Below are 24,127 nucleotides of genomic sequence, written 5' to 3' on the forward strand. Positions count from 1 at the left end.
AGTTTTTTTGATTTATAAGTTTGTGAATGTAACGCTTCCGGTATCTTTGATTGTAGTGATTTGAGCACGATCAACCTATTTCCTACCCTCAGTTTCGATCCATTAAATTTCTTCGTTAGTTTCAGTTTTTATCCATTAGAAAGTCCCTAGAATTCCTGATAATAAGCTAAATTTCTTATGGGAATTTCTCCAAAAAGAACGAAAGCGCTTTAAATGATGGTAAGCTAAGCTTGTGAAAAACAATTAAGGAGGATCTGGGATGAAAGATAAGACAAAATTAATTCATGGATACCCTGCGTTTGATGAAGCGACCGGCGCATCTTCAATTCCGATTTATCAATGTTCGACCTTTAAGCAAGTCTCTATCAAAGATGGACAGCCTTATACATATTCTCGTTTTGGCAATCCAACACGAACGGCGTTAGAAGAGGCTGTCGCCGCACTGGAAAATGGAAACTACGCAACAGCATTTGCTTCTGGGATGGGAGCGATCTCAGCAGTTTTGCTGAGTTTCAATCAAGGAGACCATTTAGTTATGTGCAAAAGTATCTATGGCGGGACGTTTCAATTGGTGAATGAGGTCATGGAGCGTTTTGGAATCGAAGTGACTTTTGTCGATGAAACGAAGTTGGAAGAATGGGAACAGGCGATTCGACCAAATACTCGCGGACTCTACTTAGAGACACCGTCTAATCCATTGTTGTCAGTGACCGATATTGCGGGTGTCGTCGCAATTGCAAAAGATCATCAGTTAGTAACGATGATGGATAATACATTCATGACCCCTCAATTTCAAAAACCATTATCTCTCGGTATCGACGTCGTAATCCACAGTGCGACCAAGTTTATCAATGGTCACAGTGATGTCGTGGCTGGGCTAGTCGTGACAAATAATGAAAAGTGGCATCAGCAAATCAAACTGCAACAAAAAGTGCTAGGTGGTATTTTAGGGGTTGAAGACTGCTGGTTAACGATGCGCGGTTTAAAAACAATGGCCTTGCGGATGGAGCAAAGTGCTCGTAGTGCAGAAAAAATCAGCCAAATGTTAGAAGAGCATCCTGCTGTTCAACGTGTCCATTACCCAGGACTGCCAGGTCATCCCGGGTATCAAGTGCATCAACGTCAGGCTTCTTCTGGTGGTGCGGTGTTGTCATTTGAATTAGTAGATCAAGAAGCTGTCTATACTTTTGCTGAAGCACTAAAAATCCCGATTGCAGCCGTAAGTCTTGGCGGTGTAGAATCGATTTTGTCTTATCCAGTTACTATGAGTCATGCTTGTGTGCCAAAAGAAGAACGAGAAAAACAAGGCGTGACTGATGGCTTGCTTCGTTTGTCTGTGGGGATTGAAGACACAGAGGATTTGATAGCTGATTTGCTTCAGGCGTTAGCTAAAGTTCAATTAACTGTGAAATAAGCACGTTGGATTTTTTCAACGTGTTTTTTTTGTTAACAAATTAGTATTAAGAAAATCAAGTATGGAAGATTACCAAAGAATAGACAGCTGCTTTCTTTTTTTTGGAAAAACTAATACCTTAAAATGAACGAGTTCGGTATAATGGAGGCATCTCTTAGAGGAAGTGACCATCATGATTGAAAATTTATTGCGTCCAGAAGTACTGTTTTCAAATGCGCTTGTTTGTTTAGTTACTTTTTTACTGACTCGCTGGGCGCTTAAGCGAAAAAAGGCGCCCCAACAGACAGAAGCAGTCGTTCAAATCCCAAAACAAACAAAGGACGGACAGGCTGTACTGGAAACATCTTTAACTACTCTGCAATCGTACAAAAACAATCTCAATAAGTATGGCTATACTTATTTTCAAGAGACGACACCGATTGTGATTCAACAATTACAAGCAGAAGCCGACAGTTTGATTCCAGGAAACACCAACCAAATAATTATTGAACTATTGCAGAATAATTATGAAAAACTAGCTGCTTTTCAGCAAGAAGAAGTGATAGATACTAAAAAACAAGAATTAGAAGTATTGAATCACGTCAATAAAACAATTATTATTTGGCGGAATTTGCTAAAAGAAAGTCGGTGATTAAAATTTCAAAAGCAACTGAGACAGAGGTCTATCAATTATTAGAAAAATGGCAGATTTCTTATGAACGAGTGGCTCATCGGGCAGTATTTACAGTAGCAGAGATTGATTTTTCAATTGCTGGCAGTGACGTGAAAAACCTATTACTGAAAAGTAAGAAGACGAAGAACTATTACTTTGTTATTTGTCCAGGTGAAAAACGAGTAGCTATTAAAGCTCTGGCAGATTTATTAAACGAGCGTCACTTATCTTTTGCTTCAGAAGCAGAACTTTTTGAGTTGCTTGGGTTAGAAAAAGGTTCAGTGACACCATTAGCTTTGCCTCATGATTCAGCACGTCAAATCAATTTAATCATTGACACAGCCATCGATCAAACAAAAAAGATTGGATTTCATCCGAATATCAATACAGCAACAGTCGTGATTTCATTTGATGATTTTAAACGATTTTTAGCGAACCTAACTATTGAACCGATGTATTTGGCCATTCCAGAAAAACCGCTCGAAGCATAAGCCTCGAGCGGTTTTTTGGTCTCAATGTAGATGCAAGCGGCGCCGAATACTGTCAACTCTTGAGCCTAGTAATTTATCAGCCATTCGTGTTTTTAAGGCTAAAAACATATAAGTCAGCCCGCCGAATGCAGCGACAATCAAAATAATAATCATAGATTGCATTTTCGAATCTGAGCTTAAGATCATTTCACAACCTAATTTGACTATAAAAGCTACAGCCCCCATGACAAGCGACATCATAGTGACTTTTGCGATCGACGCAAAGGTTTGCCTAAATGGAAACTGTGATAAGACATGGATTCGATCCAATAAAAACATGTTGGCCACTAACAATCCAATAAAAGTCGCGATTAACGGACCGTAGGCTTTGAACATAAAAATCAATGGAAATTGCGTCAATACTTTCACTAGCACACCAATTCCTAAAAAAGAAACAGCTTGCATGTTTCCATCTAAACCTTGCAACATTGTCGAACAAACCATAAGTAAGCCCATCATGACTCCTACTACACAAGATGCTGCCAATAACTCTGCTCCAAGAGGATTGGGACGATAGAACAAAGTGTTTAGTGGATAAGCTAGAACGATCATTCCAACTGTTGCGGGCATCATAACAAAGAACAGTAATTGGATATTATTTGTCACTAATTTTGCTAATCCTTTTTGGTCTTTTTTTGTGAACCGTTCTGTGATTAGTGGGAGGCCCGCAGTTGCCATCGCTGTACCAAGAGCGATGACTACCATAGTCAATTTATCTGGATTGGCAGAAATCAAAGCGAATAATTCTGCATTTTTTGCAGCAGAATAATCTGTCACAAGCGACATGATTTTTTCAAAAGAATATTGATCGATCAGTTTAAAAATACTGATGCCGCTACCTACGATAATGAAGGGGATTGCTTGGGCAATCATTTGTAAAACAAGTTGGCGCCCAGAAAACGTAATTTGATTGTTACTTTCTTTGACCAATTCCCTAAATGCGGAGCGTTCCTTGAAGAGGGAGAATAGTAAGACTGCCATGGCAAAAGCAACTCCGATAAAAGCCGCAAAGGTTGAATAGACGACTGCGGTCTTATAGCTGCCATTGTTGATACGCATAATAATGAAAGCCGACGCTAGCATATAGCAGACGCGTGCAATTTGCTCGACAATCTGTGAAATCGCATAAGGTTTCATGTTATTGTTTCCTTGGAAAAATCCGCGGATGACGCTCATCGCTGGGAAAATCAATAACACAACACTCAAGGAACGCATAACAGGTACGAGGTCTGGATTTCCTTGAGATAAATACGGAGCGCCTAAAAACATGACTCCTGCAAAAAGGATTCCTCCAATAGTCATTAGTCGCATCGTATAGAACAATAATTTCTTACTTAACCCATATTCATTCATTGAATTATAACGAGCAGTTTGTTTGGCGACTGCAGCCGGGATCCCAGCTGTTGAAATCATCAAAAATAAGGCATAGACATTGTAACCTTTTGTATATAAATAGTTGGCTGCTTCACCATGAGGTTGCATCCACATATACCAAGGAATAACGTAGACTGCTCCTAATAATCGCGAAAAAATATTGCCGACAGTCAACCAGCCGGTACTTTGTACCATTTTTTCTTGCGTACTTTGTGTTTTTGGTGCTGCCGCGGCTGTTTCTTTCTGTTTTTTTAAGGGTGGTGCAACCGCTTGGGCATGGTAACGAGCCATGCGTGAAGGAGTATCGGACAACTCATCTTCGTGTCTAATCTTAGTCATATAAACCAACTTTCTACAACAGTATCCTCCATATTTTACCTGTTCTTGCTAACACTTACAATCCTGTCTGATGATCTTTAAGATTTAGGTAAAAAAGGAATGATATGATCAGCTAGGCTTTCTATGTTCCGTGTTTGGATGTAGACAGTGCCGCGGCCATGAAATTCATTGACGACGCCTTCACCAGTTTTGAAACCAAAAGTCCCGGAAGCTACTTTGATTTGATAGTCTAATGAGCTGCTCCAAGCAATCACGTGTTGGTTGTCGATAGTGACTGGTTGACTGCCATCAAGTTCAATTTTTTCAATATCACCAAAAGCCGAAACCAAAATCTGGCCATTTCCTGATGTTTCCATGATAAATAAGCCGCCGGTTCCGCCTAATAAAGCTCCAGAAAGTTTTTGACGCTTCATTTGGAAATTTACTTGTTCTTCACTGGCAAGAAAAGCGCCAGTGTTCAAGCACCAGTTTTCAGCAGCAATGTCTAGCGAAAATATTTTTCCAGGGACAGCAGGTGCAATAGCAATCATAGCATTGTCTGTATGCGCGGTAGCCGTGCTGATAAAAAAGCTCTCGCCACTAGTTACAGAACGACCCAAAGCACTCAATGCACCACCGAGTCCTTTTTTGCCATTTGAGTTCATGTGTCCTTCTAATTCAATCTCACCGACTTGATAAACCATAGCTCCTGGTTCGATTCGTAATTTCTCCTCTTGTTTTAGATAAATCTTTGCAATCGGTGCAAAGGTACTGTCTGATAATTCATATTTCATAAGTAAGACTCCTCTCAAATTCATCTGTTAAATTATACCATTTTTCCTATCTTTTCTGTGAATTTTTGTTAGGATTGTTAAAGGGAAGTAGGGAGGAAAAAAGTATGAAAATTTTAGCTTTTGAACATGTTCAACTTATTCGTCAACAAACTGTACTCTTACAAGATATCAATTGGCATATCAACTCTGGTGAAGACTGGGCAATCTTAGGATTAAATGGTGCCGGCAAGAGTTTGATGTTAAATATGATCTCAGGGAATTTATGGCCGTCAAAAGGGCGTCTGACTGTTTTAGGGGAAGTGTTCGGAGAAACGTCTATTCCTGACTTAACAAAACGAATCGGCTGGGTAAGTCAATCTTTACAAGAAAAAATCCATCGTGAAGAACAGTCTGAATATATTGTTTTATCAGGGAAATTTGCTAGTATCGGTATCTATCAAATGTATTCAGAAACCGAATTAGCCGAAGCCAAACAACTTTTATGTTCACTTGGTGCGGAGAAACTAATTGGAAAAACTTTTCAAATTCTATCTCAAGGAGAAAAACAGATTGTTCTGATTGCTCGTGCATTGATGGCAAAACCAGAATTATTGATTTTAGATGAACCATGTAATGGAATGGATCTGTTTGCCAGAGAAGACTTGTTGGCACGTATCCAGAAAATGAAACAAGCTGCGGACGCGCCTAGCTTGTTATATGTGACACATCATACGGAGGAGATCTTACCGTTTATCAATCATCTATTAATGATTCGAAAAGGGCAGGTCTTTAAACAAGGTCATCGAGAAGAGTTACTAAAAGAAAACATATTGAATGAATTTTATCAACGGCCAATTGCCATCCACAAAATGAGTGAGAATCGTTTGATGGTTATTCCTAAATAAAAAGTTCGCGCTTTATTAAACACTAAAAAAATCGCAAAAGAAATAATATAAAATAAAAAGACTGTAAATTCATCACAGTCTTTTGATTTTGATAGCTTGTTTAATCAGTTTTAAATAAGATAATTTTAAAGAATTAAACTAAATTTGTTTCGGGGATATTACTTAGATAATGATCAACTACTGATAGCAGTTCAGTCATTTTTGTTCGTTCAAAAGGAGATGCAAGATGGCCTAACGCTACGGTTTCTAAAAATGTTTTGCTCCCACCAATGCGGCAAATTGTTAAATAGTCTTTCCAAGCAGTAGAATCTTTATCGACAATCGTTCGCTTCCAAAATTGCAGAGCGCAGACTTGTGCTAAGGTGTAGTCGATGTAATAAAAAGGGACTTCAAAAATATGGCCTTGTCGGTACCAATAAATACCGCGTTCTAAGGCTTCTGAAGCTTGATAATCCCGTTCAGGACAATATTGTTTCTCTAATTTTCGCCAACAAATTTTCCGTTGAGCCGAGGTCCACGCTGGATGACGATAGATTTCTTCTTGGAAATGATCAACTAAAGCGCCGTAAGGTAAAAATTGTAAGGCACTGCTTAAATGAGCAAATGTATATTTTTGATGATCTGCTCCAAAAAACTTATTCATCCACGGCCAAGTGAGAAATTCCATACTCATCGAATGAATCTCAGCAGTGTCAGAAGTTGGGAAAACCAATTCAGGTTCTTTGATCCAGCGAGAGAGGTAACTTTGGAATGCGTGTCCGGTCTCGTGAGTCAAGACGTCGACGTCATCTGAAGTTCCATTAAAATTTGCGAAAATAAAAGGCATTTGAACAGTATCGATGAACTCACAATAACCACCACTTTGTTTGCCAGGACGACTAGCCAAATCCATTAATTCTTGGTGGATCATCTGATCAAAAAAGTTTCCCGTTTCATTCGACAATTCGTGGTACATGTCTCGGGCTTGTTGGATCAATTTTTCACCAGTTTCCTGTGGTTGAGGATTACCATTAGGATAAACAAGGGGCAGATCATAATGTAAGAGTTTTTCAACTCCTAGCCGAGTCTTTTGTCGCTGATAAAGCTTTTGATTGATTGGGACGACTTCTTCTAAAATGAAGCGCCGAAATTCATGGAGTTGCTTTCGGTCATAGCCCCAACGATTCATCAAACGATCACCATAGTCGACATAATTTTCAAAACCTAATTTTTGAGCTTGCTGGTGGCGTAAATGGACCAACTGATCAAAATACTCATCAAATTCTTGCTCATGAGTATTGAAGAATTGCTCATAGACTGTTTGAGCTGCTCTACGAATAGCACGATCAGGAGCCGTAAAAAAAGCAGACAACTCCGATAGAGTATAGTTAGTGCCATTAAATACCAGTTCAGCTGAAGCAATCAATTGCGTATAACGGCTGATGACTTCATTTTCTTGTTGCTTCAGTTCAATAACTGAGTCATCTAATAAACGTAATTGATCTTCTGCAAAAAGGAAAAGTGTTGCCGGAAATTCATTTTCTAGTTGTGTACGAAAAGAAGAGGCTAGCAGACTTTCGTAGAATCGATTATGAATTTGATCAACTAACGGTCCATGCTGATCCCAAAAATCATTTTCCTTTTGATAAAAATGGTTTTTTGTATCGATCGAATGTCGAATGTACGCAAGCTTCATGTTTTTAGCCATTTCACTGCGTAACTGATTCAGCTCCTGCAGCGCCTCTTTCGCGTCTTGATAATTATTAGCTGTGATAAATCGCTGATTGGTGTGAGTGAACACTGTTTTATATTGTGATAAATCAGGACGCTGATAAGAAATATCAGAAAAAATCATAAGTAAACCCCCTATAATAAAAGAATCAGTTTTATTATAACAAAAAACCTGTCAGCCTACTGCCGACAGGTCCTTCCTGTTGTATGTTTAGTTGCTTTTTAATAGTTCATCAATTGAAGTGTATGGCATAGCTAAATCTTTAGCTACTGGTTCGATCGTAAGTTTGCCATTATAGGTATTAACACCACGACGAAGAGCTAAGTTGTCTTTTAATAATAGTTCTAATGGAGTATTAGCTAAGAGATTTGCATAAGCCATCGTACTATTACTCAAGGCATAAGTGGCTGTCTGCGGTACAGCACCAGGCATGTTTGCTACAGCATAATGAACAACGCCTTCTTTGACATAAGTTGGATCGTCATGGGTTGTTACGCGGTCTTCTGTTTCAAAAATACCGCCTTGGTCAATCGCGACATCGACGATTACACCGTGGTCAGGCATGTTTGCTACCATTTCTTTAGTAACTAATGTTGGTGCTTTGTGACCTGGGATCAATACAGCACCAATCACTAAGTCAGCTGTTTTTAAGCACTCTTGGATATTGAAGCTGTTTGACATCATCGTCTGAACGCTATTACCAAAGATGATATCTAATTCTTTTAAGCGTGGAACACTCACATCTAAAAGAGTAACATTTGCCCCTAAACCTACAGCTAGTTTCGCCGCATTCAAGCCAACAACACCGCCGCCGATAACGACAACATTTCCACGACGTACACCAGGAACACCAGAAAGCAAGATTCCTTTGCCGCCTTTAATCCGTTCTAGAAAGTTTGCTCCGATCTGTGCTGCCATTCGACCAGCAATCTCACTCATTGGAGCAAGTAATGGTAGTGTATTATCAGCTGGTTGAACATTTTCATAAGCAATCGCTGTTACACCGCTGTTTACTAAAGCCTCGGTCAACGGGCGATTTGCCGCTAGATGTAAATAGGTAAATAATAATAATCCTTTACGGAAATAACGATATTCTTCTGGAAGGGGTTCTTTGACTTTCATGACCATTTCAGCCGCCCAAACATCTTCAGCGTTGTCTATGATAGTAGCACCTGCAGCAACATATTCTTCGTCTGAAATTGTGGAACCTTTACCGGCATCTTTCTCAACTAATACTTGATGACCACGATTGGTTAAATCAAATACACCAGATGGGGGAAGGGCGACACGGTTTTCGTTGTTCTTAATCTCTTTTGGAATTCCAATAATCATTTGACACACTCCTTCTTGACTAATTGTGCACGAAAAGAATTCGCTTACAAGATAATTGTACAAGACTTTCACACAATTTCAAATAAGAATTTAAAAAGTTTTTCATGCTGATGGCCAGTGAGAAACAAATGAAACCCTTTACATTTTTTAATTTTTTGATTGTTAAAAACTCGCTGGGGAAATCTCTTGCAAAAAGATTATTATTTTTATAATGATAAATAAAATATTTGCGAAAATAACAGTTACTAGCGATAATATGGAAGAAGGAAAATAAGGAGCGAAACTACTATGCCGGATAATCAACGGATTGATCTACTAAAAGAACAAGTCAGCTTTTTAGAAGCACGCTTGACTCGTTATGAAGAATTGCTACAAGGTTCAACACTAAAACGAATGCTATTTGGCGGCGGGTGGAGAACCAAACTAAGTCTTTTGGAAATTTTGATCGCTTTGATCGTGCTGTTATATACGCTAGTTAAAATAGAAGTAAGTCTGATCTTTGCGGTGATTATTATTTTATCACTAGTCATTATTTTATTTTCTGCACTTCAGTTGAATGTCATTCGTAAGAAAAATGGGAAAGAAAAATATCAACGGATGATCGATAGTTTAATGGCAGAAAAAGCTTCGATGGACAAGGAATTAGATCGATTAATCACCCAAAAAGGACTTGAGTAAAATGCTCAAGTCCTTTTTACTTTGATCGTTGCTACCCTCGTTTACTTATTTGATCTACTAGTTGTTGGATTTTATTTAATGATTGGATACTAGGGCATAGCTCCACTGCAATAATCGGTGTCTGACAATTAGGAACATCAAAAGTAGATGTACTGATAACAATGTCGTATTCTTCAAAAACTGCTAAATAACTTCGTTCATGTAGTTGTTGGACGCTCATTTGTTGAATTTCATAGTTTCCTCGAATAGAAAAACGTAACAGTTCCGTTAATAAACTTTCTTGCATTTTAGAATCCGTTGCGACGACTAATAAAGTGACTGGCTTTTCTGACTGTTTCATCCCATTCAAGCAGGTAGGGACTGTCGCGACGATCTGATAAATGTAATTGTCAATAAATTCAGGAGAGTCAAAAAGTTGGTAGTCCTCAGTGAACGTAAGAACTAAATTACGAAGCTGATAAACACAATGAGCATGAAAAGTTTCTAACAGTCTTAGACAATCTTTTTTTCGATCTTGCAATATACTAATAAATTCCTTCGTTCCGGCATGGAACAAGTGTTGGTTGATCAAGATGAGTACCAGTTGTTCTTTTTGGTCATCCGTTAAAGGCTGAATTAACATCTGACTTAACTTTTCAGCTAGTTCATAATGTGTCTCGTAATGATAGGCTAATGAATAATTTGTTTTTAGACTGTTCTTTTTTTGTGTCTTACCTAGTAAAAATAGATCGGAATAAAGCAGCCAGAAGCTGTCTTTCATGATATCTTCTGAATAGAGAATTTGCAGTTCTTTTCGCAAATAAAGCCCAAAACGAGTGAGCGTATCTTGATCTGGAGAGATGATACTGGTTGATTTTAATAAGCGTGAACTGATTCGATGTCCATTAGCGCTTCGGATAAGACTGATGTAAAAAGATAGACTTAAACGATTATACTGAGCCAGTGATACAGAAAGCTGATTGTTTTCGATCATTGAATGGAGGACGTCATCACCAAATTGAAAAAAATCAGAACTGAATCGAGTGTCCTTACGAGTGATTTTTTTTTCCGATAAATACAAAAAGAATAAATGTCGAATGGCTACTTCGTTACCTGTTAATCGAAATGGTCGACGTTGGATGGTCAGTTTCCAATGGCTGAGTGCATCTTGTAAATCTTTCATGGCAACTTGGATTGTAGTCAAACTACAGAAAAATTTTTGAGAAAGTTCGGATAAACTATAACATTCTTCAAATAAAATAGCTTCCAAGACTTTAAATGCTACAGATTGATTGATCAGTGTCGAATAGAGAACATCCATCGTAGCGTTATCTTTTAGTTCCAACTGATACAGACTATTCCTTCGAACAATCTGGTAGTAATCACTTTGAGTATTGGTGGAGCGAATATCATTTAAAAGAGCTGGCGGTGTACAACCGATAATATTCGCCAGTTCTTCACTGGAACGGGCACATTGAGAATAATAAAGTGTTTCAATCAAGTGTAATTGTCGTTGACTGTCTCGTTTCAATAGACGACGTAAATTCATTTTATCTTTCCTTTCGGGCTGGAAGTGTTTCAAATTGATTGATGAATTGTTGAATCTGGACAAGTTCTTTTGTTGTCGGATAAGTATTGACTGCAATGATTGGCTTGGCCAGCTTTTCAGTAACAGTTTTATTTGTAATGATCAGATCGTAGGCTTGTGCTAAACTGGTCAGTTTATTTTGTAAGAGTGTAGCAGCATCGAGTACTTCATAGTTGACGACTCCTTTAATAGAATCGGCAAAAAGTGAAGACCAGAAACGTTGCTGAGGTGCAAAAGTATCTGGCAACAAGAGCACATTGACAGCTTTATTCGTACCAACTAAACGCGGTAATAAGTTATCTATCGTGGTAATGAGGCAATTGAGATAAAGCGGGACTAGTGACTTTTGTTGACGAGGATTCAAAAAGTCACTAACGATCTTTTTGAGTGTATGAACTTCTCGGTTATATGTTTTTTCAATCACTGTCACCATCATTTTATCGATTTCTTGAATGATTGCAATTGGTTGTTTATTAGGAAAGTAGCAAAATAACTGATTCCCTAAAAATCTTAATGTTTCAGTAATCTCTATTTGTGAAAGAGGTTCAGTCAACAAATAACTAATTTTTTCCAATAGTTGCTGATGCTGAACATAAAAACGTGCGAATGACTTATTTTCTTGCTGTGCAAGAATCTGTTGTTGCTCATTTACAATCAACTGATGTGAAAACAGAGGCCACAAACAATCTTTTAAGTGAAGCATGGTAAATTCCAAAGCTGTTTCACGTTTGATCGCAGTTACCATTTGATCAAATTCGGCAGTTTTGGGAATACTCATCCCGGATTCCAATAAAGGCTGTTTCAAAAAATGACCTCTTTTTTGCCGATACAAGGCGATTAAAAAACTGTGCAGCAATTGAGAATGGACAGCTAAATCATTTGTGTGATCATTTTCTACTAAAAGTTGTTGGATAAACTGATCCAGTGAAGCTACTAATGTCTGTGAAAATCCGTAATCTGCAACGTTTTTTTGAGACTCTTTGAAGAAAAGAAAAAAGAATCGACGAATCAAGCTTTCCTCTCCCACAACATGCAAAGGTCGATGACAAACAGAAAATCCCCAAACCCGTAATAAGTGTTTACTGCTTTGTAAATAACGCTGCATGTTTGAAAAACTACAATTTAAGTGAAGAGCCGCAGCTTGGATACTATAATTTTTTTCAAAAAAAAGACTCTCGATTGTTTGAAATTCCAAGCCGCTGTGTAAAAAGTATGCATAGACCGTGTCGATCGTAGCATGAGACTCAAAGTTAATGGTATAAAGTCCGTTAGTTTTAGTGATTCTAAATGGTAGGTTTGCTTCATTTAGAAAATGAATGTCGCTAATCAGTGTAGGTCGCGAGCAAGCTAACACGGCCATCAATTGTTCAGAAGAAAGAGCGTCTGTTGCATAGTATAGTTTCTCTACTAATTGTAAGCACCTGATTGTTTCTCTTTTCATTAATGCTCTAAGGTTCATCGTTAAGGCTCCTTAACTAATTTTTTATTTAATATAATGTTCAAGAAGGGATGAGACAAGCATCAGTGGCTATAATTCTGCTTTTCCATGTTATTTAACTAATGATAGATATGATGAATTATAAGCTAAGGAGTTTATTTAATAAGGATAGTGGCAAAGAATCCTAGAAATGTTTCCATAATTTATTTATTTTTTTATTTTCAATAAATAAAAACGAAAGAATTGGAAAATAGGGGAAAAAGAGTGTTAACTGTTGCCTTTCTCCGCAATAACGAATAAAATTGTTTTGAAATACATTAAAAAGATAGTGGAGGCTATATATTATGATTAATAAACAAAGCTTAGTTGAGAAAGTAGCAGAAAAAACTGGATTGACAAAGAAAGACGCAGCATCTGCTGTAGATGCTTTATTTGAAGGAATTCAATCATCATTGAAAGATGGCGAAAAAGTTCAAGTAATCGGTTTTGGAAACTTTGAAGTACGCGAACGTGCCGCTCGTAAAGGTCGTAATCCTCAAACTGGTGAAGAAATCACCATCGCAGCCAGCAAATCTCCAGCATTTAAAGCCGGTAAACAATTAAAAGATGCCGTAAAATAATATCAACATCAAACCTGTTGGGGCTGTAAGGCTCTAGCAGGTTTTTGTTTTTCTGTGAGGTCAAAAGGGGCAGAAAAGGGGCAAAAAAAGAATGGTTATAGACCATTCTTTTCTAATTGACCGATTAAGTCAGTCTTCATTTTGTCAGTGATATGTGTATAGATTTTATTCGTCACATCTGCATCTTCGTGGCCTACTCGATCCATACTCGCTTTCAAAGGTGTGTTCTGTTCAGCGAGTAACGACACATGAGTATGTCTAAGTACATGGGAAGTTAATTTTTTTTGAATTCCACTTTTCTTACCTGCGGCAGCAAAAGATTGATTGAATGAGCTATTTTGCATGGGTGTACCTGAACGAGTCACAAAAACAAAACCGTCATTACTAAAATTCGATTCGGATAATAAATCTAGTTTGTTTTCCTCAAAAGTACATTTTACTAAATTAGAACGCATCATAATTTGCTTTGCAATTGTCTTGTTATCATCACTAATATTTGTAGAATTTGTACGTCCTAATAAATAATCGACAGACACATCAGAATATCTAGTTGTTCGGAAATGGATGCAACGCTTTTTATAATGTCACGCCTTATCCAAATTATAATTATTTTCCATCAATGGATGGCGCAGCAATTTACCAGTTTACTAGCACTTACGTTGCAGGCGGGCTTGATGGCAATGTCGATTTGACCGGCATTACAGACAACGGTTATTCAACATTACCTGATCCAAATCCAACAGAAGTTACAGACGTTTATCGAACTGGCCAGAACTATTCTGTGATGGAAGTCAAAAATGATAAAGGTCATGTTGATGGTTTCGGCGCAGTGAATGGAAAAATCAAAGCAGAGGGTTGGAGCACTCGCACTCATAAATATCAGTATGCCTTTATTTTAGATCGCACGACTGGTAAAGAATTGAAGCGCATTAAATTAAAAGATTTGCCTCGTGCTGATGCTACAAAAGTCTATAATCGAAATGATGTAGCTGGATTCAATATTGAGTTCAATCAGAAAGATGTGAAGGGTCATTCGATTATTATCATGATTCGAAGTACCAACGACTCAAAAGGCGATGTCAAAGATGGATTTAATGATTTAACTGAAATACGCTGGTACTTAGATATATAGATGAAAAGACCTCTCAGCCTATTTGGCTGAGAGGTCTTTTTTTCTTTGTTCAATTAAACTTTCCAATTCCTCAATAAAAAACAAAAAAGCCCGAAAATCAGGCTTCAATAATTAAAAGTAATTCTAAAAATCATCCCAGTGATCATCTTCATTATCACCGTTATCCTCAAAATCATTATCGCTGTAATCGAACTCTTCTTGTTCTGCTGGTTCTTCATTACGTCTAGTGCCTAATCTAATCAAAGATACAATCACCACAATTATTAAAGCTATGACAGCAAAGACAGGGAAGAAGGGAGCTAAAATAGGGATAATTAAGGCAGCAAGTAATAATGTCCAACAACCGCATCCAGATTTTTGCTCATTCCCGTATTGCCCTCCACTTGAATAGTTCGAACTTGATACTTTTTTTCGTTTTTTTGTAGATCCAAAATCCGTAACAGATTTAGTAGTCTTGTTATACACTTTATTGTATGCTGTTTTTTTCGGATTGTTTACCCAACCCATACCTTTTTTCCCGTAAGTTGGATTAATAGATCTTTTAACCGCACGTTTTGCTTTACCCGTTGTGCGTGCTTTGATGGACTTTTTAACACTTGGTTTTCTAACTCCGAACTTCATTAATTTACCCTCTTTTCCGATGAACTTTACTAATGCAATTGTACCATTATAATTTTAGTTTTGTTAGATTACTGGAAAGGGGCAGAAAAGGGGCAGAAAACTCTAACTAGTCCGTTCTAGCTCAAATTTTTTTCATAAATATAGCCTTATTAAACGTTGATTTAAAGCATTTTTTGATTAGTTTGGATAAGCCGAGAATCAGCTATGATAAAAGATGCCGTAAAATAATTACCATTGCCTGCTCGCATGAGCGGGTTTTTTTATTTTTAATCGATCTAAATAATAAAAAGAATTTAAAAAAGTGCTGTAATTTAAATTTTTCTTGTGTCTTCTGCAAAAAGAGAGTATATCTTTAAACAGTGAAAAATTTGGAGGAGACACATGTTTGATTTTTTACCACACTCAGTTTTACAAATGAGCACGATCTTTTTATCGATTGTCATTGAAGCAATTCCCTTCGTTTTATTAGGCTGCATTATTTCAGGAGCTTTGCAAGTTTTTTTGACACCAGAAAGAGTTCAAAAACTTTTACCTAAAAATAAATTTTTAGCAATTCTTGTCGGTTCGGTTTTAGGATTCTTTTTTCCGTCTTGCGAATGCGGCATCGTACCGATTGTGACCCAGTTTATCCGAAAAGGTGTTCCAGAATATACTGCTTTTGCCTTCATGGTAACTGCACCAATCATTAATCCAATCGTCTTATTTTCAACGTATATTGCTTTTGGCAATAGTATGAAGTTTGCTTTGTTACGAGCATTAGGAAGTTTTATCGTCGCATTGATTATTGGTATGTGGATTGGTTATTTCAACCGTTTACCAATTTTAAAAACAAAACTAGCTGATCATATGGAACACATCCACACCGATGAAAAAGAAAGAACTTTTAGTAGAAAACTTTGGTCCGTTTTAGTTCATGGAATTGATGAGTTTTTCGATACCGGTCGTTATTTAGTCATTGGTGCTTTGATCGCTAGCGGAATGCAAGTTTTTCTTCCTACTCAATTCATGCTGCAACTTACTTCAACGAAGATTATCGGTATTTTAGTGATGTTGATCCTAGCTTTCACGATGTCTCTTTGTTCAGAAGCAGACGCGTTTGTAGGATCATCTTTATTAAGTCTGTTTGGTCCCAATGCGATTGTAGCTTTTTTAGTTTTTGGGCCAATGGTAGATATCAAAAATTTAATGATGATGAAGCGGAGTTTCCACGGAAAGTTCATTGTTCAATTGATCGCTTTAATCAGTTTGATCGTAACGATTTATGCATTAGTGATATAGGAGGGCTTCATGATACGTTTTCTAATTTTATCAGGTTATTTTGAATTAATGATGTACTTGCAAGTTTCGGGTAGGCTCGATCAATACATCAATGTCCATTATCGCTATTTGATCTTTCTGACGATGTTTCTATCGTTAATTCTTGCGCTAGTTCAGTTAAAAATTTGGACAGAAGGAGAGAAGCATGGGGAAAAGATGCATGCTGGACACGATCATGGAATGACAAGACCCTATCAACGAGGGATTGCCTATTTATTACTCATTCTGCCGATCATCATTGGTACCTTGTTCCCAAAGATTAGCTTGGATACGACGATCGTTGAAGCAAAGGGCTTTAGTTTTCCGGTGAGTAAAGAATCAGTCGGGGATCCGGAAATGAATACACAATATTTAAAACCGGATACGAGTATTTATTATAATAAAAGTGATTATAATGATCAGATGACTAAATTAATGAAAAAATATGAAACTGATCAGAAATTAGAAGTGACAGATGAAAATTATCTGGAAATGATGGAATTGATTTATAATTACCCCAATACTTTTGTTGGGAAAAAGATTTCTTTTAATGGCTTTGTTTATGAAACAAATGCGCATAATCAAAAGTATGATTTCCTCTTTCGTTTTGGGATCATTCACTGTGTCGCTGATTCAGGGGTCTTTGGCTTGATGACCAATTTACCTGCGGATATATCAGTAAAAAACAATCAATGGTTACACATTGAAGGAACAATCACGCTAGATTACTTCGAACCTTTCCGTCGACAAATCCCATCTGTTGCAGTAGATCATGTACAGACAATAAACTCACCAAACAATCAATACGTCTATCGAGCGTTTTAATAAGAAATAAAAAAGAGCAGATCAGATAATCCTGATTTGCTATTTTTTGTGAGATTTTTTTATAACAAATAGGTCCGATCGAAAGTAATCATCAGCTTTGCTGGAGCATTTTGAGCGATAAAGCATGCACTGATTTGGTCTTGTAACTGAGTATTTGTATGTTTTTTTAATTCTTCAGGAACGACCAGATCGAAATAGATGGTCTCCGGAGTCGTTCCTTTGTCAACACGTAAATCGTGAAAACGCAGTTGTGGGTGAATTTCTTTTAAGATCTTCTTTAATTCTGGAGCGATTCGTTTGAAATCTGGATCATCTAAAGGATAGGGATCTAAATGACAAACCAAGTCGACTCCTAGATTTTCTTTGACCTCATACTCGATTGCATCGATGACTTCATGAGCATGAGACAGGCTCCAATCTTGATCAACTTCGATATGAACTGAAGCAAAGATACTGTTTGGTCCATAGCTATGAATCAATAGATCGTGGTAGCCGATAATATCTGGATAATTCTCTAAATGGTTTCGAATCGCGAGAACTTCTGTTTCTGGCGGACGCCCGCCCATCAAATCACTGATAAAACTCATAATCATTTTAATTCCTGAATAGATGATATAAAGAGCAATGAAAAAACCGATGTAGCCATCGATTCGCCAACCGCTGATCCATTCGATTATTGCTGAAATCAAAACGGCAATAGTTGTATAAACATCATTGATGCTGTCTTGTGCAGTAGCTTTTAAAGTATCTGAATCAATCTCACGGCTTAATTTGCGATACATATGTGATTGCCAAAATTTCATTAAAATAGATAAAATCAGTACAATATAAACAATTGGTGAAAGTAAGACGCTACTAGGATGAAGAATTTTGATAAAAGAACTGTCTAAAAAACGTACACCCACGTAAGTGACTAAAATCGAAATGACAAAACCACTGATATATTCAAATCGTTCATGTCCATAGGGATGTCCTTCATCTGCCGGTTTACCAGCAATTTTAAATCCTGCCAACGTAATAAAGGAAGAGGCAGTGTCTGACAAATTATTCATTGCATCCGCCATAATCGAAACACTGCCTGAAAGTGAACTAATAAAAAATTTAGCCAAAAATAAGATCAGATTCGAAACAAGTCCTAAAATTCCTCCTAAGATACCGACACTGGTTCGCTTATTTCCTTTCCAACGTTTAGTAATTTTATTTATTAAAAAAGTTAACATAAAAATCATCCTTATCAATCAATTAGTCCTAGTATAACTGAAACAGCAAACAATAAGAAGTTAAATCTATCAGTATAAACAAAAAAGTAAACCTTTATTATTTGAAGTTTACTTTTTTACTGGTAATCGCGTTTTGAAGTTTTTTAATAAAAAATTTGTGATTATCTCAGCCATTTAAAATGTACATACTTTATAATCAATTGTGTAAGGGGATTCATAAAGGGGAGGTAGGATGATGGAAAATCAAGTAGATATAACGTTATGGAAAATTCAAACAAATAACGTAGTTACAGCCTTAGAAGATTTTATTGAAGATTGGAAAATTTCACGAAATAGCGACCTTGATGAATATCTGCGCAGCTATCCAGGCTATTTCAAAAGTGATGAACCAACTCGTGAAGCGATTCGACTCGTGTTAGGTTATGCCAAAGAACTAATGGATGGACAGAGAGACACTGTCGGATTTTATGAAAATAAAATTTGGCGAACAGAAGAAGGTGCGAGCGTGAGGATGACTCATTTTCACGAACGATCAATTTCGAAATTAATGCAAAAAATTCTTAAAAATAGGGAATAAATGAATGCCAGTTTAATATGGGCTGCTCCTGTACTTACGATTCTTGTAAAAAAGCACACAGCATAAAAATTCTTACGTAAGAGATCTACGCGTATCAAGAAAAGATACACGTAGATTTTTTACGTATATTTATAATAGAAAGAATTTGTTCAAATCTGTGATTCTGGCTCTTAAAATCTATTAAAGTGCCCCTCGATAGCAGTCAATGAGAACTATTTTTAATAGCTGATAAAAAATAGACAAGTTCTAATTATGATTTTTCTCTAATATGGTAATAAAATTGAATTATTTTGAGTTCCAGTTTTTTTTACACAGACGGTTAAAACAATGATAAAATAGTAAGTAATTAAGGAAAAACATTATATATGCAAATATATTTAATTTTAGAAATGAGGTGCAGATGTGAAATACAATAAAATTATTAGTTTATTAGCAGTTGGCACGCTTTTTGGACCGACTTTATTAACCTCTCAACAAGTCTTGGCGGAAGAAATTAGTACTGTCACTAGCGAGTCAGCTACAAATGTCCCCGAGACACAACCTTCAGAAGAACCTAGTGCAGAGATTCCTGAGACGCAACCAACTGAACCGGTGCAACCGGAACAGCCTGTTCAAGCGACCTACCAATTACAATCAGCTGGACAGCCATTGGCAAATAATACATTGATCGATGCAAATGGGAATCAAATTGTCTTTCAATATGATTCAACTGAAGGATTAGTTGAAGGGACAACCGTTCATTATACTGTAACATTAGCAACGGGATTTGAGCTAAAAGAAGTTAAAATCAGTAATCAAACTGGACCTATTTTTACGAGCGGAGAGATCAATGGAGCCTTTTCAATGCCCAGCTCAGATGTTTCCATTGAACTTGAAACAACTCCTGTAAAAATAGAAGAAACTCCTGCTCCAACACCAAAACCTGAAGAAAAACCTGATAGCAATCAAAATAACAGTAATTCTAATAATCAAAACAATCACAATAAAGAGACACCTTCTGGCAACACAACTAAGCCAGCAACTCAAAAACCTGAAAAAACGCAGCCAACAGCCAATCAAAATCAAGGAACGGCTCATCAGCCTGCATCAGTTACAGCAAATGATACACGAGTTCCTTCCAATCAAAAGGCTCCAACTTTTAGCAATGAAGTACAGACAGCAATCGTACAAGAGGCGTATCGTCAGCTTGGTAAACCGTATGTTTGGGGAGCGAAAGGTCCAAATGCCTTTGACTGTTCAGGATTAGCTTACTTAGTATATGCGAATGCAACAGGTCATTATATCGGTGGTTGGACAGGCGATCAACAATATGCTGGCACACAAATTCCTGTTAGTGAAGCACAACCGGGGGATTTATTATTTTGGGGTGCACCAACAAGTGTCACGACTCATGTAGCGATTTATATTGGCAATGGGCAGTACATTCACGCGCCACAACCGGGAGATGTTGTCAAAATTGGGAATATCAGTAGTTTTACCCCAACATTTGCTGTTCGGGTAAATATCGCTGGATTACCAAAAGCAACGAGCTCGTTGGCGAATGCTTTCGGAACTTACAGTCCGGATCAACCCTTTATAGTGAATAAAAACCAAACGACTGATCAATTCATCAAAAAAATTGGTGAAATATCTCGTGAGATTGGCCAAAAAAATGGAATTTATTCTTCCGTGATGATTGCACAAGCGATATTGGAAAGTGGCTCAGGGAATAGTTCATTAGCTAGTGAACCAAATTATAATTTGTTTGGTATTAAAGGGAAATATAAGGGACAAGGAATAACTTTCCAAACTTTAGAACAAGACGATGAGGGAGCTTCTTTCCAAATTACTTCTGAATTTAGAAAATATCCTTCTTACAAAGAATCATTAGAAGACTATGCTACATTAATCAAAGAAGGCATTTCTGGAAATCCAGAATTTTATAAAGCGGCTTGGAAAGATCAAACAAAATCTTATGAAGAAGCGACGAAGTATTTACAAGGACGTTATGCGACCGATAAACAATATGCTGAGAAATTAAATGCAATCATTAAAGCATATGACTTAACAGAGTATGATCAAGCCAAGCAAGCAAAGAAATCTGTTGGCCCAGAAATCAAGGCGACAAAATCGTCTTCAAATCTAAATGATTATATTTTATCAAAATTATTAGCGAGCATCATCAATAATCCGCGTATCCCGCAGGCTATGTCAACAAAGTATTTTGTTAATCTTTTCCGTGGTGAAAGTTTGATTGCTCTAGCAGCGACGGCGTTGTCAGCGAAAAAAGAAGTTACAAAACCGTTACCTACGACAGCTTCGATTTATGTTAGATTGAGTAACGGCTTACTAGCGGTTATTCCACCAATAAAATAAATAAAAAAGTAAAAACTGCCAGGAAAAATTTGGCGGTTTTTACTTTTTTATTATTCATTGATAAAAATAGCCGTTCGTTAAAAGAGAGCTCTTTTAACGGATAATTAGGGATTGATATGAAGTTCCATTTCTGGTGAGTTGACGATAGTATCCTTGACTGGACAAGTTTTTTCAATAAAAGTAACAAATGATTGGATCTCTTCTGGACTATTCTCGGCTTCAATATAATAATTTGTGATGATCTTTGAAAAACCGACCTTAACATTTGGTTTGCCTTTTAGTCGATCGGAATCAATCTCGCCTAAAACTTCTACACGCATCTTCTTTAGATCGATGTGTTTGCTTTGATAGAAAAACCGAGCGACCATCATTTTACAAGCCCCTAATGAACAGAGCAACGCTTCTAAAGGGTTCATTGCTTCATTTGTACCACCAGAACTTATTGGTTCGTCAATCATAAATTCAAAGCCGCGTGCAGAACATTTTAGCTGCAGACCACCTAAAGATTCTACCTCTGCTTTTAATAATTGTTTTACCATAAAAAATCCCTTCCTCTCTTAATCAATCATACGATGTTTCTTCAAAAAGTTAAATAACTTGTGCAATTTTTCTCAATAATTTATTTTTTTACTGTATTTTCATTGATAAACCTAGAAGAATTCGATATGATACCTGTACATCATGACTTTGTCAAGAAGGAAGGAAAAATATGAAAACGGATTTATTTATGAAAATAGAAGAGACCCCTGCAACTGAAAGCGAAGGTCATGTGAAAAATCAATCAGCCTTAATGTCTCAGCTAGAATATTCAATCAGTAAAAAAATTGATTTACTTAGTTCTAGTTTGCCTCGTTATGCAGTACGTTCGATGTTAGCTGGTTTATTTTTAGCTTTAGGAACAGCGATTGGTTTTTATATTGCTATTCGGATGCATGGCGCACTTCCCGGATTAGAAAAAGCGACTTATGCATTCATGTTTAGCTGGGGACTAGTGATGATCATCTTTTTGAATGCGGAACTAGGGACTTCTAATATGTTGTACACTACGATTGGTGTATATAAGAAAAAGATGTCGTTTGCTTTTGCTTTAAAGCTATTACTTATTTGTATCTTTTTTAATTTAATTGGTGGAGTACTTTCCGGATATTTGCTATCATTGACTACACCATTTAGTCATTTAGAACCAGATAATTTTATGTTCACAGGCGTCGCTGCTAAATTGACAAAATCAACCAGTCAAATCTTAGTCGAAGGAATGTTTGCTAATATTTTGGTGAATATCGCAGTTTTGGCTAGTCTACGAATCAAAGACGATACGGCAAAAGTATTGGTGATCGTTTTTGTTATTTTCATTTTTTCCTTTTTAGGCTATGAACACGTCATCGCTAATTTTCCTGCCTTTTCATTAACTTATTTCTCAGCTCACGGAACACTTGCTGAGATGACAGCAGGGAATGTTCTTCATAATCTATTCTTCACGTTGATTGGGAACTTTATTGGTGGCGGATTAGTTATGGGGCTAGGTTACGCATGGTTGAATAATACCGAATCAAAATACGTTGATTAAAAAGTCACGAATCCCAAAAACGCTACTTGTTGAAATCAACAAGTAGCGTTTTTTAATAACAAGCTGTGATTGGTCATTCCAATAGTTGTAATAGGTCTAGTTGCAAGACGTCATTTATGACGAAGGATGTCTTTTTTCGATAAGCGGAAGCTCCACTTTCAAAAAGAGCAAAAAGATATTCGCCGTCTACATAAATTTGTTCTAAATAAGGTGGCGTTGTGATTATTTTTTGTGCCTGGGTGAGATCAGAAAAATCAGTTGTTCGATGAATATCGAAGACAAAAATCTTACCAGATTGTCTACCCCAAGATTGAGAAAGGAGTAGGAAATTTTTATAAAAAGTTGCGCCTTGGATTTTTTTAGGAATTGCTAATGTCCCGAAAGGAGAGCTAAGGATCGTACTTTTTGAAGTATTTAAGTGATTCTCCTCATTTATTAGCTTTTCCGTATGATCGATAGGATAGCAGACGATTTTCCCAAATTCTTTCAAGGAAAAGAGCGCTGCAACAAGATACTTCCGATTATAGGTTAGAGCTGAAGTGTGCGGTAATTCTTTTAATGCAATTTTTTGTTGGTAAAAAATGGGAGCAGACCCTTCAATATATTCATCAATCTGTTTTAAATGAATCGCAGCAACTGCGGCGAAAGATCCGACAGTGTTACTCAGCCAAATAGTTTGTTGCAGCGGATCATAAGCCAGTCCGCCGACATGGGACAGATCAGGTAAGATGACTGTTTTGATTTTATTGCCAGAGTTTCGATCTAATACATAAATAACAGAATGATGCTGATGATCATAACAATAGGCTGAGATGAGCAAGTAATGTTCTGTCAAGGTCATTCCCTGTGGTGTCATGGTCAAGCAGGCTTCAGCTTTGTTTTTTGTTAATGAAGACGTCTTATTTAAGTTCGGGATGGGATATGCTCGTTCTACAGCGGTAAAAAACTTAGGATACATTTGTTTCATTTTTCTTCGATTATAAAAAGAAGCAATAACAAAATGGCGCAACCAATTACTTAATTTAAAAAAACAAATATTCATTGATTTCGCCTCCTATATGTTCATTTTAACAATTTATCGGTTTTGCGAACAGTTAAAGGATTTTAAAGAAGTATTTATCTGTGAAAAATACTAAGCAACCAATAGAATTTCTCAATAAGATTTCATTTGTTATCTAATTTTTTTAGCGTTATACTTGAGGTACCATGAAAAGGGAGAGTG

21 protein-coding genes and 2 pseudogenes are annotated in these 24,127 nt (G+C 36.9%); 12 read left to right on the plus strand and 11 right to left on the minus strand.

The genetic code is table 11. The features are described from left to right. Positions 1 to 259: 259 nt before the first annotated feature. The 3 genes from P7D84_RS10370 to P7D84_RS10380 all read left to right on the plus strand — a co-directional run bounded on the left by P7D84_RS10370 (position 260) and on the right by P7D84_RS10380 (position 2,557). Entirely contained in the window at positions 260 to 1,414 is a 1,155-nt protein-coding gene (locus P7D84_RS10370) for a trans-sulfuration enzyme family protein (RefSeq protein WP_311806368.1), read from the plus strand. A 172-nt stretch (positions 1,415 to 1,586) separates the two neighbouring features. After that, a complete protein-coding gene (locus P7D84_RS10375) occupies positions 1,587 to 2,045 on the plus strand; it encodes a hypothetical protein (RefSeq protein WP_137604182.1) in 459 nt (152 codons plus the stop codon). 5 nt (positions 2,046 to 2,050) lie between these two features. Continuing rightward, the gene (locus tag P7D84_RS10380; protein WP_311806392.1) at positions 2,051 to 2,557 is read left to right on the plus strand and encodes a prolyl-tRNA synthetase associated domain-containing protein; all 507 of its coding nucleotides are present in this window, start codon (positions 2,051 to 2,053) and stop codon (positions 2,555 to 2,557) included. A gap of 21 nt (positions 2,558 to 2,578) precedes the next feature. Here P7D84_RS10380 and P7D84_RS10385 read toward each other — a convergent pair whose 3' ends face one another. Together P7D84_RS10385 and P7D84_RS10390 are read right to left on the minus strand one after the other, a co-directional pair. After that, positions 2,579 to 4,309 (minus strand): putative polysaccharide biosynthesis protein, encoded by a 1,731-nt coding sequence (locus P7D84_RS10385; protein ID WP_311806369.1) that lies wholly within the window; start codon positions 4,307 to 4,309, stop codon positions 2,579 to 2,581. 77 nt (positions 4,310 to 4,386) lie between these two features. After that, a complete protein-coding gene (locus P7D84_RS10390; RefSeq protein ID WP_311806370.1) occupies positions 4,387 to 5,082 on the minus strand; it encodes a TIGR00266 family protein in 696 nt (231 codons plus the stop codon). Between the two features lie 104 nt (positions 5,083 to 5,186). Between P7D84_RS10390 and P7D84_RS10395 the strand changes: the two genes are divergently transcribed. Beyond that, the gene (locus tag P7D84_RS10395; protein ID WP_137604185.1) at positions 5,187 to 5,966 is read left to right on the plus strand and encodes an ABC transporter ATP-binding protein; all 780 of its coding nucleotides are present in this window, start codon (positions 5,187 to 5,189) and stop codon (positions 5,964 to 5,966) included. A gap of 133 nt (positions 5,967 to 6,099) precedes the next feature. On the opposite strand, the gene P7D84_RS10400 is transcribed toward P7D84_RS10395, so the two are convergent. Together P7D84_RS10400 and ald are read right to left on the minus strand one after the other, a co-directional pair. Continuing rightward, positions 6,100 to 7,800 (minus strand): M3 family oligoendopeptidase, encoded by a 1,701-nt coding sequence (locus tag P7D84_RS10400; RefSeq protein WP_311806371.1) that lies wholly within the window; start codon positions 7,798 to 7,800, stop codon positions 6,100 to 6,102. 87 nt (positions 7,801 to 7,887) lie between these two features. Continuing rightward, positions 7,888 to 9,009 (minus strand): alanine dehydrogenase, encoded by a 1,122-nt coding sequence (gene ald, locus P7D84_RS10405; RefSeq protein WP_311806372.1) that lies wholly within the window; start codon positions 9,007 to 9,009, stop codon positions 7,888 to 7,890. Between the two features lie 288 nt (positions 9,010 to 9,297). On the opposite strand from ald, the gene P7D84_RS10410 reads away from it, so the two are divergent. Continuing rightward, positions 9,298 to 9,687 (plus strand): hypothetical protein, encoded by a 390-nt coding sequence (locus P7D84_RS10410; protein WP_311806373.1) that lies wholly within the window; start codon positions 9,298 to 9,300, stop codon positions 9,685 to 9,687. A gap of 31 nt (positions 9,688 to 9,718) precedes the next feature. Here P7D84_RS10410 and P7D84_RS10415 read toward each other — a convergent pair whose 3' ends face one another. Both P7D84_RS10415 and P7D84_RS10420 read right to left on the minus strand, forming a co-directional pair. Further along, entirely contained in the window at positions 9,719 to 11,215 is a 1,497-nt protein-coding gene (locus tag P7D84_RS10415; protein ID WP_311806374.1) for an AcpB/EbpR/MafR family transcriptional regulator, read from the minus strand. A gap of 1 nt (position 11,216) precedes the next feature. Beyond that, positions 11,217 to 12,713 carry an AcpB/EbpR/MafR family transcriptional regulator gene (locus P7D84_RS10420; RefSeq protein WP_311806375.1) on the minus strand — a complete coding sequence of 499 codons (1,497 nt, stop codon included), beginning with the start codon at positions 12,711 to 12,713 and terminating at the stop codon, positions 11,217 to 11,219. 323 nt (positions 12,714 to 13,036) lie between these two features. Between P7D84_RS10420 and hbs the strand changes: the two genes are divergently transcribed. After that, a complete protein-coding gene (gene hbs, locus P7D84_RS10425; RefSeq protein WP_137604191.1) occupies positions 13,037 to 13,312 on the plus strand; it encodes a non-specific DNA-binding protein Hbs in 276 nt (91 codons plus the stop codon). A 95-nt stretch (positions 13,313 to 13,407) separates the two neighbouring features. Here the strand turns inward: hbs and P7D84_RS10430 are convergent, their stop codons facing one another. Then, entirely contained in the window at positions 13,408 to 13,767 is a 360-nt protein-coding gene (locus P7D84_RS10430) for a tyrosine-type recombinase/integrase (protein ID WP_311806376.1), read from the minus strand. A gap of 122 nt (positions 13,768 to 13,889) precedes the next feature. On the opposite strand from P7D84_RS10430, the pseudogene P7D84_RS10435 reads away from it, so the two are divergent. Further along, positions 13,890 to 14,444: pseudogene (locus P7D84_RS10435) on the plus strand (GH25 family lysozyme); the annotation flags it as partial. 432 nt (positions 14,445 to 14,876) lie between these two features. On the opposite strand, the pseudogene P7D84_RS10440 reads toward P7D84_RS10435, so the two are convergent. After that, a pseudogene (locus tag P7D84_RS10440) lies at positions 14,877 to 15,065 on the minus strand (hypothetical protein); the annotation flags it as partial. Positions 15,066 to 15,446: 381 nt separating this feature from the next. On the opposite strand from P7D84_RS10440, the gene P7D84_RS10445 reads away from it, so the two are divergent. Together P7D84_RS10445 and P7D84_RS10450 are read left to right on the plus strand one after the other, a co-directional pair. Continuing rightward, on the plus strand, positions 15,447 to 16,343 hold the full coding sequence (locus tag P7D84_RS10445) for a permease (RefSeq protein ID WP_311801454.1): 897 nt from the start codon (positions 15,447 to 15,449) through the stop codon (positions 16,341 to 16,343). Positions 16,344 to 16,352: 9 nt separating this feature from the next. Continuing rightward, complete coding sequence (locus P7D84_RS10450) at positions 16,353 to 17,186, plus strand: TIGR03943 family putative permease subunit (protein WP_311806377.1); 834 nt, start codon at positions 16,353 to 16,355, stop codon at positions 17,184 to 17,186. Between the two features lie 59 nt (positions 17,187 to 17,245). On the opposite strand, the gene P7D84_RS10455 is transcribed toward P7D84_RS10450, so the two are convergent. Continuing rightward, positions 17,246 to 18,406: a cation diffusion facilitator family transporter gene (locus tag P7D84_RS10455; RefSeq protein ID WP_311806378.1), complete on the minus strand. Its 1,161-nt coding sequence runs from the start codon at positions 18,404 to 18,406 to the stop codon at positions 17,246 to 17,248. A gap of 235 nt (positions 18,407 to 18,641) precedes the next feature. On the opposite strand from P7D84_RS10455, the gene P7D84_RS10460 reads away from it, so the two are divergent. Both P7D84_RS10460 and P7D84_RS10465 read left to right on the plus strand, forming a co-directional pair. Continuing rightward, positions 18,642 to 18,983: a hypothetical protein gene (locus tag P7D84_RS10460; protein ID WP_311806379.1), complete on the plus strand. Its 342-nt coding sequence runs from the start codon at positions 18,642 to 18,644 to the stop codon at positions 18,981 to 18,983. A gap of 402 nt (positions 18,984 to 19,385) precedes the next feature. Next, positions 19,386 to 21,338 carry a glucosaminidase domain-containing protein gene (locus P7D84_RS10465; protein WP_311806380.1) on the plus strand — a complete coding sequence of 651 codons (1,953 nt, stop codon included), beginning with the start codon at positions 19,386 to 19,388 and terminating at the stop codon, positions 21,336 to 21,338. Between the two features lie 104 nt (positions 21,339 to 21,442). On the opposite strand, the gene P7D84_RS10470 is transcribed toward P7D84_RS10465, so the two are convergent. Then, positions 21,443 to 21,877: an OsmC family protein gene (locus tag P7D84_RS10470; protein ID WP_311806381.1), complete on the minus strand. Its 435-nt coding sequence runs from the start codon at positions 21,875 to 21,877 to the stop codon at positions 21,443 to 21,445. 170 nt (positions 21,878 to 22,047) lie between these two features. On the opposite strand from P7D84_RS10470, the gene P7D84_RS10475 reads away from it, so the two are divergent. Beyond that, the gene (locus P7D84_RS10475) at positions 22,048 to 22,905 is read left to right on the plus strand and encodes a formate/nitrite transporter family protein (RefSeq protein WP_311806382.1); all 858 of its coding nucleotides are present in this window, start codon (positions 22,048 to 22,050) and stop codon (positions 22,903 to 22,905) included. 73 nt (positions 22,906 to 22,978) lie between these two features. On the opposite strand, the gene P7D84_RS10480 is transcribed toward P7D84_RS10475, so the two are convergent. Beyond that, positions 22,979 to 23,947, minus strand: coding sequence for a hypothetical protein (locus P7D84_RS10480; protein ID WP_311806383.1), 969 nt, complete (start codon positions 23,945 to 23,947; stop codon positions 22,979 to 22,981). Between the last annotated feature and the right edge of the window lie 180 nt (positions 23,948 to 24,127).

This window comes from Enterococcus dongliensis, assembly GCF_031927985.1.
GTDB classification, from domain to species: domain Bacteria; phylum Bacillota; class Bacilli; order Lactobacillales; family Enterococcaceae; genus Enterococcus_A; species Enterococcus_A dongliensis.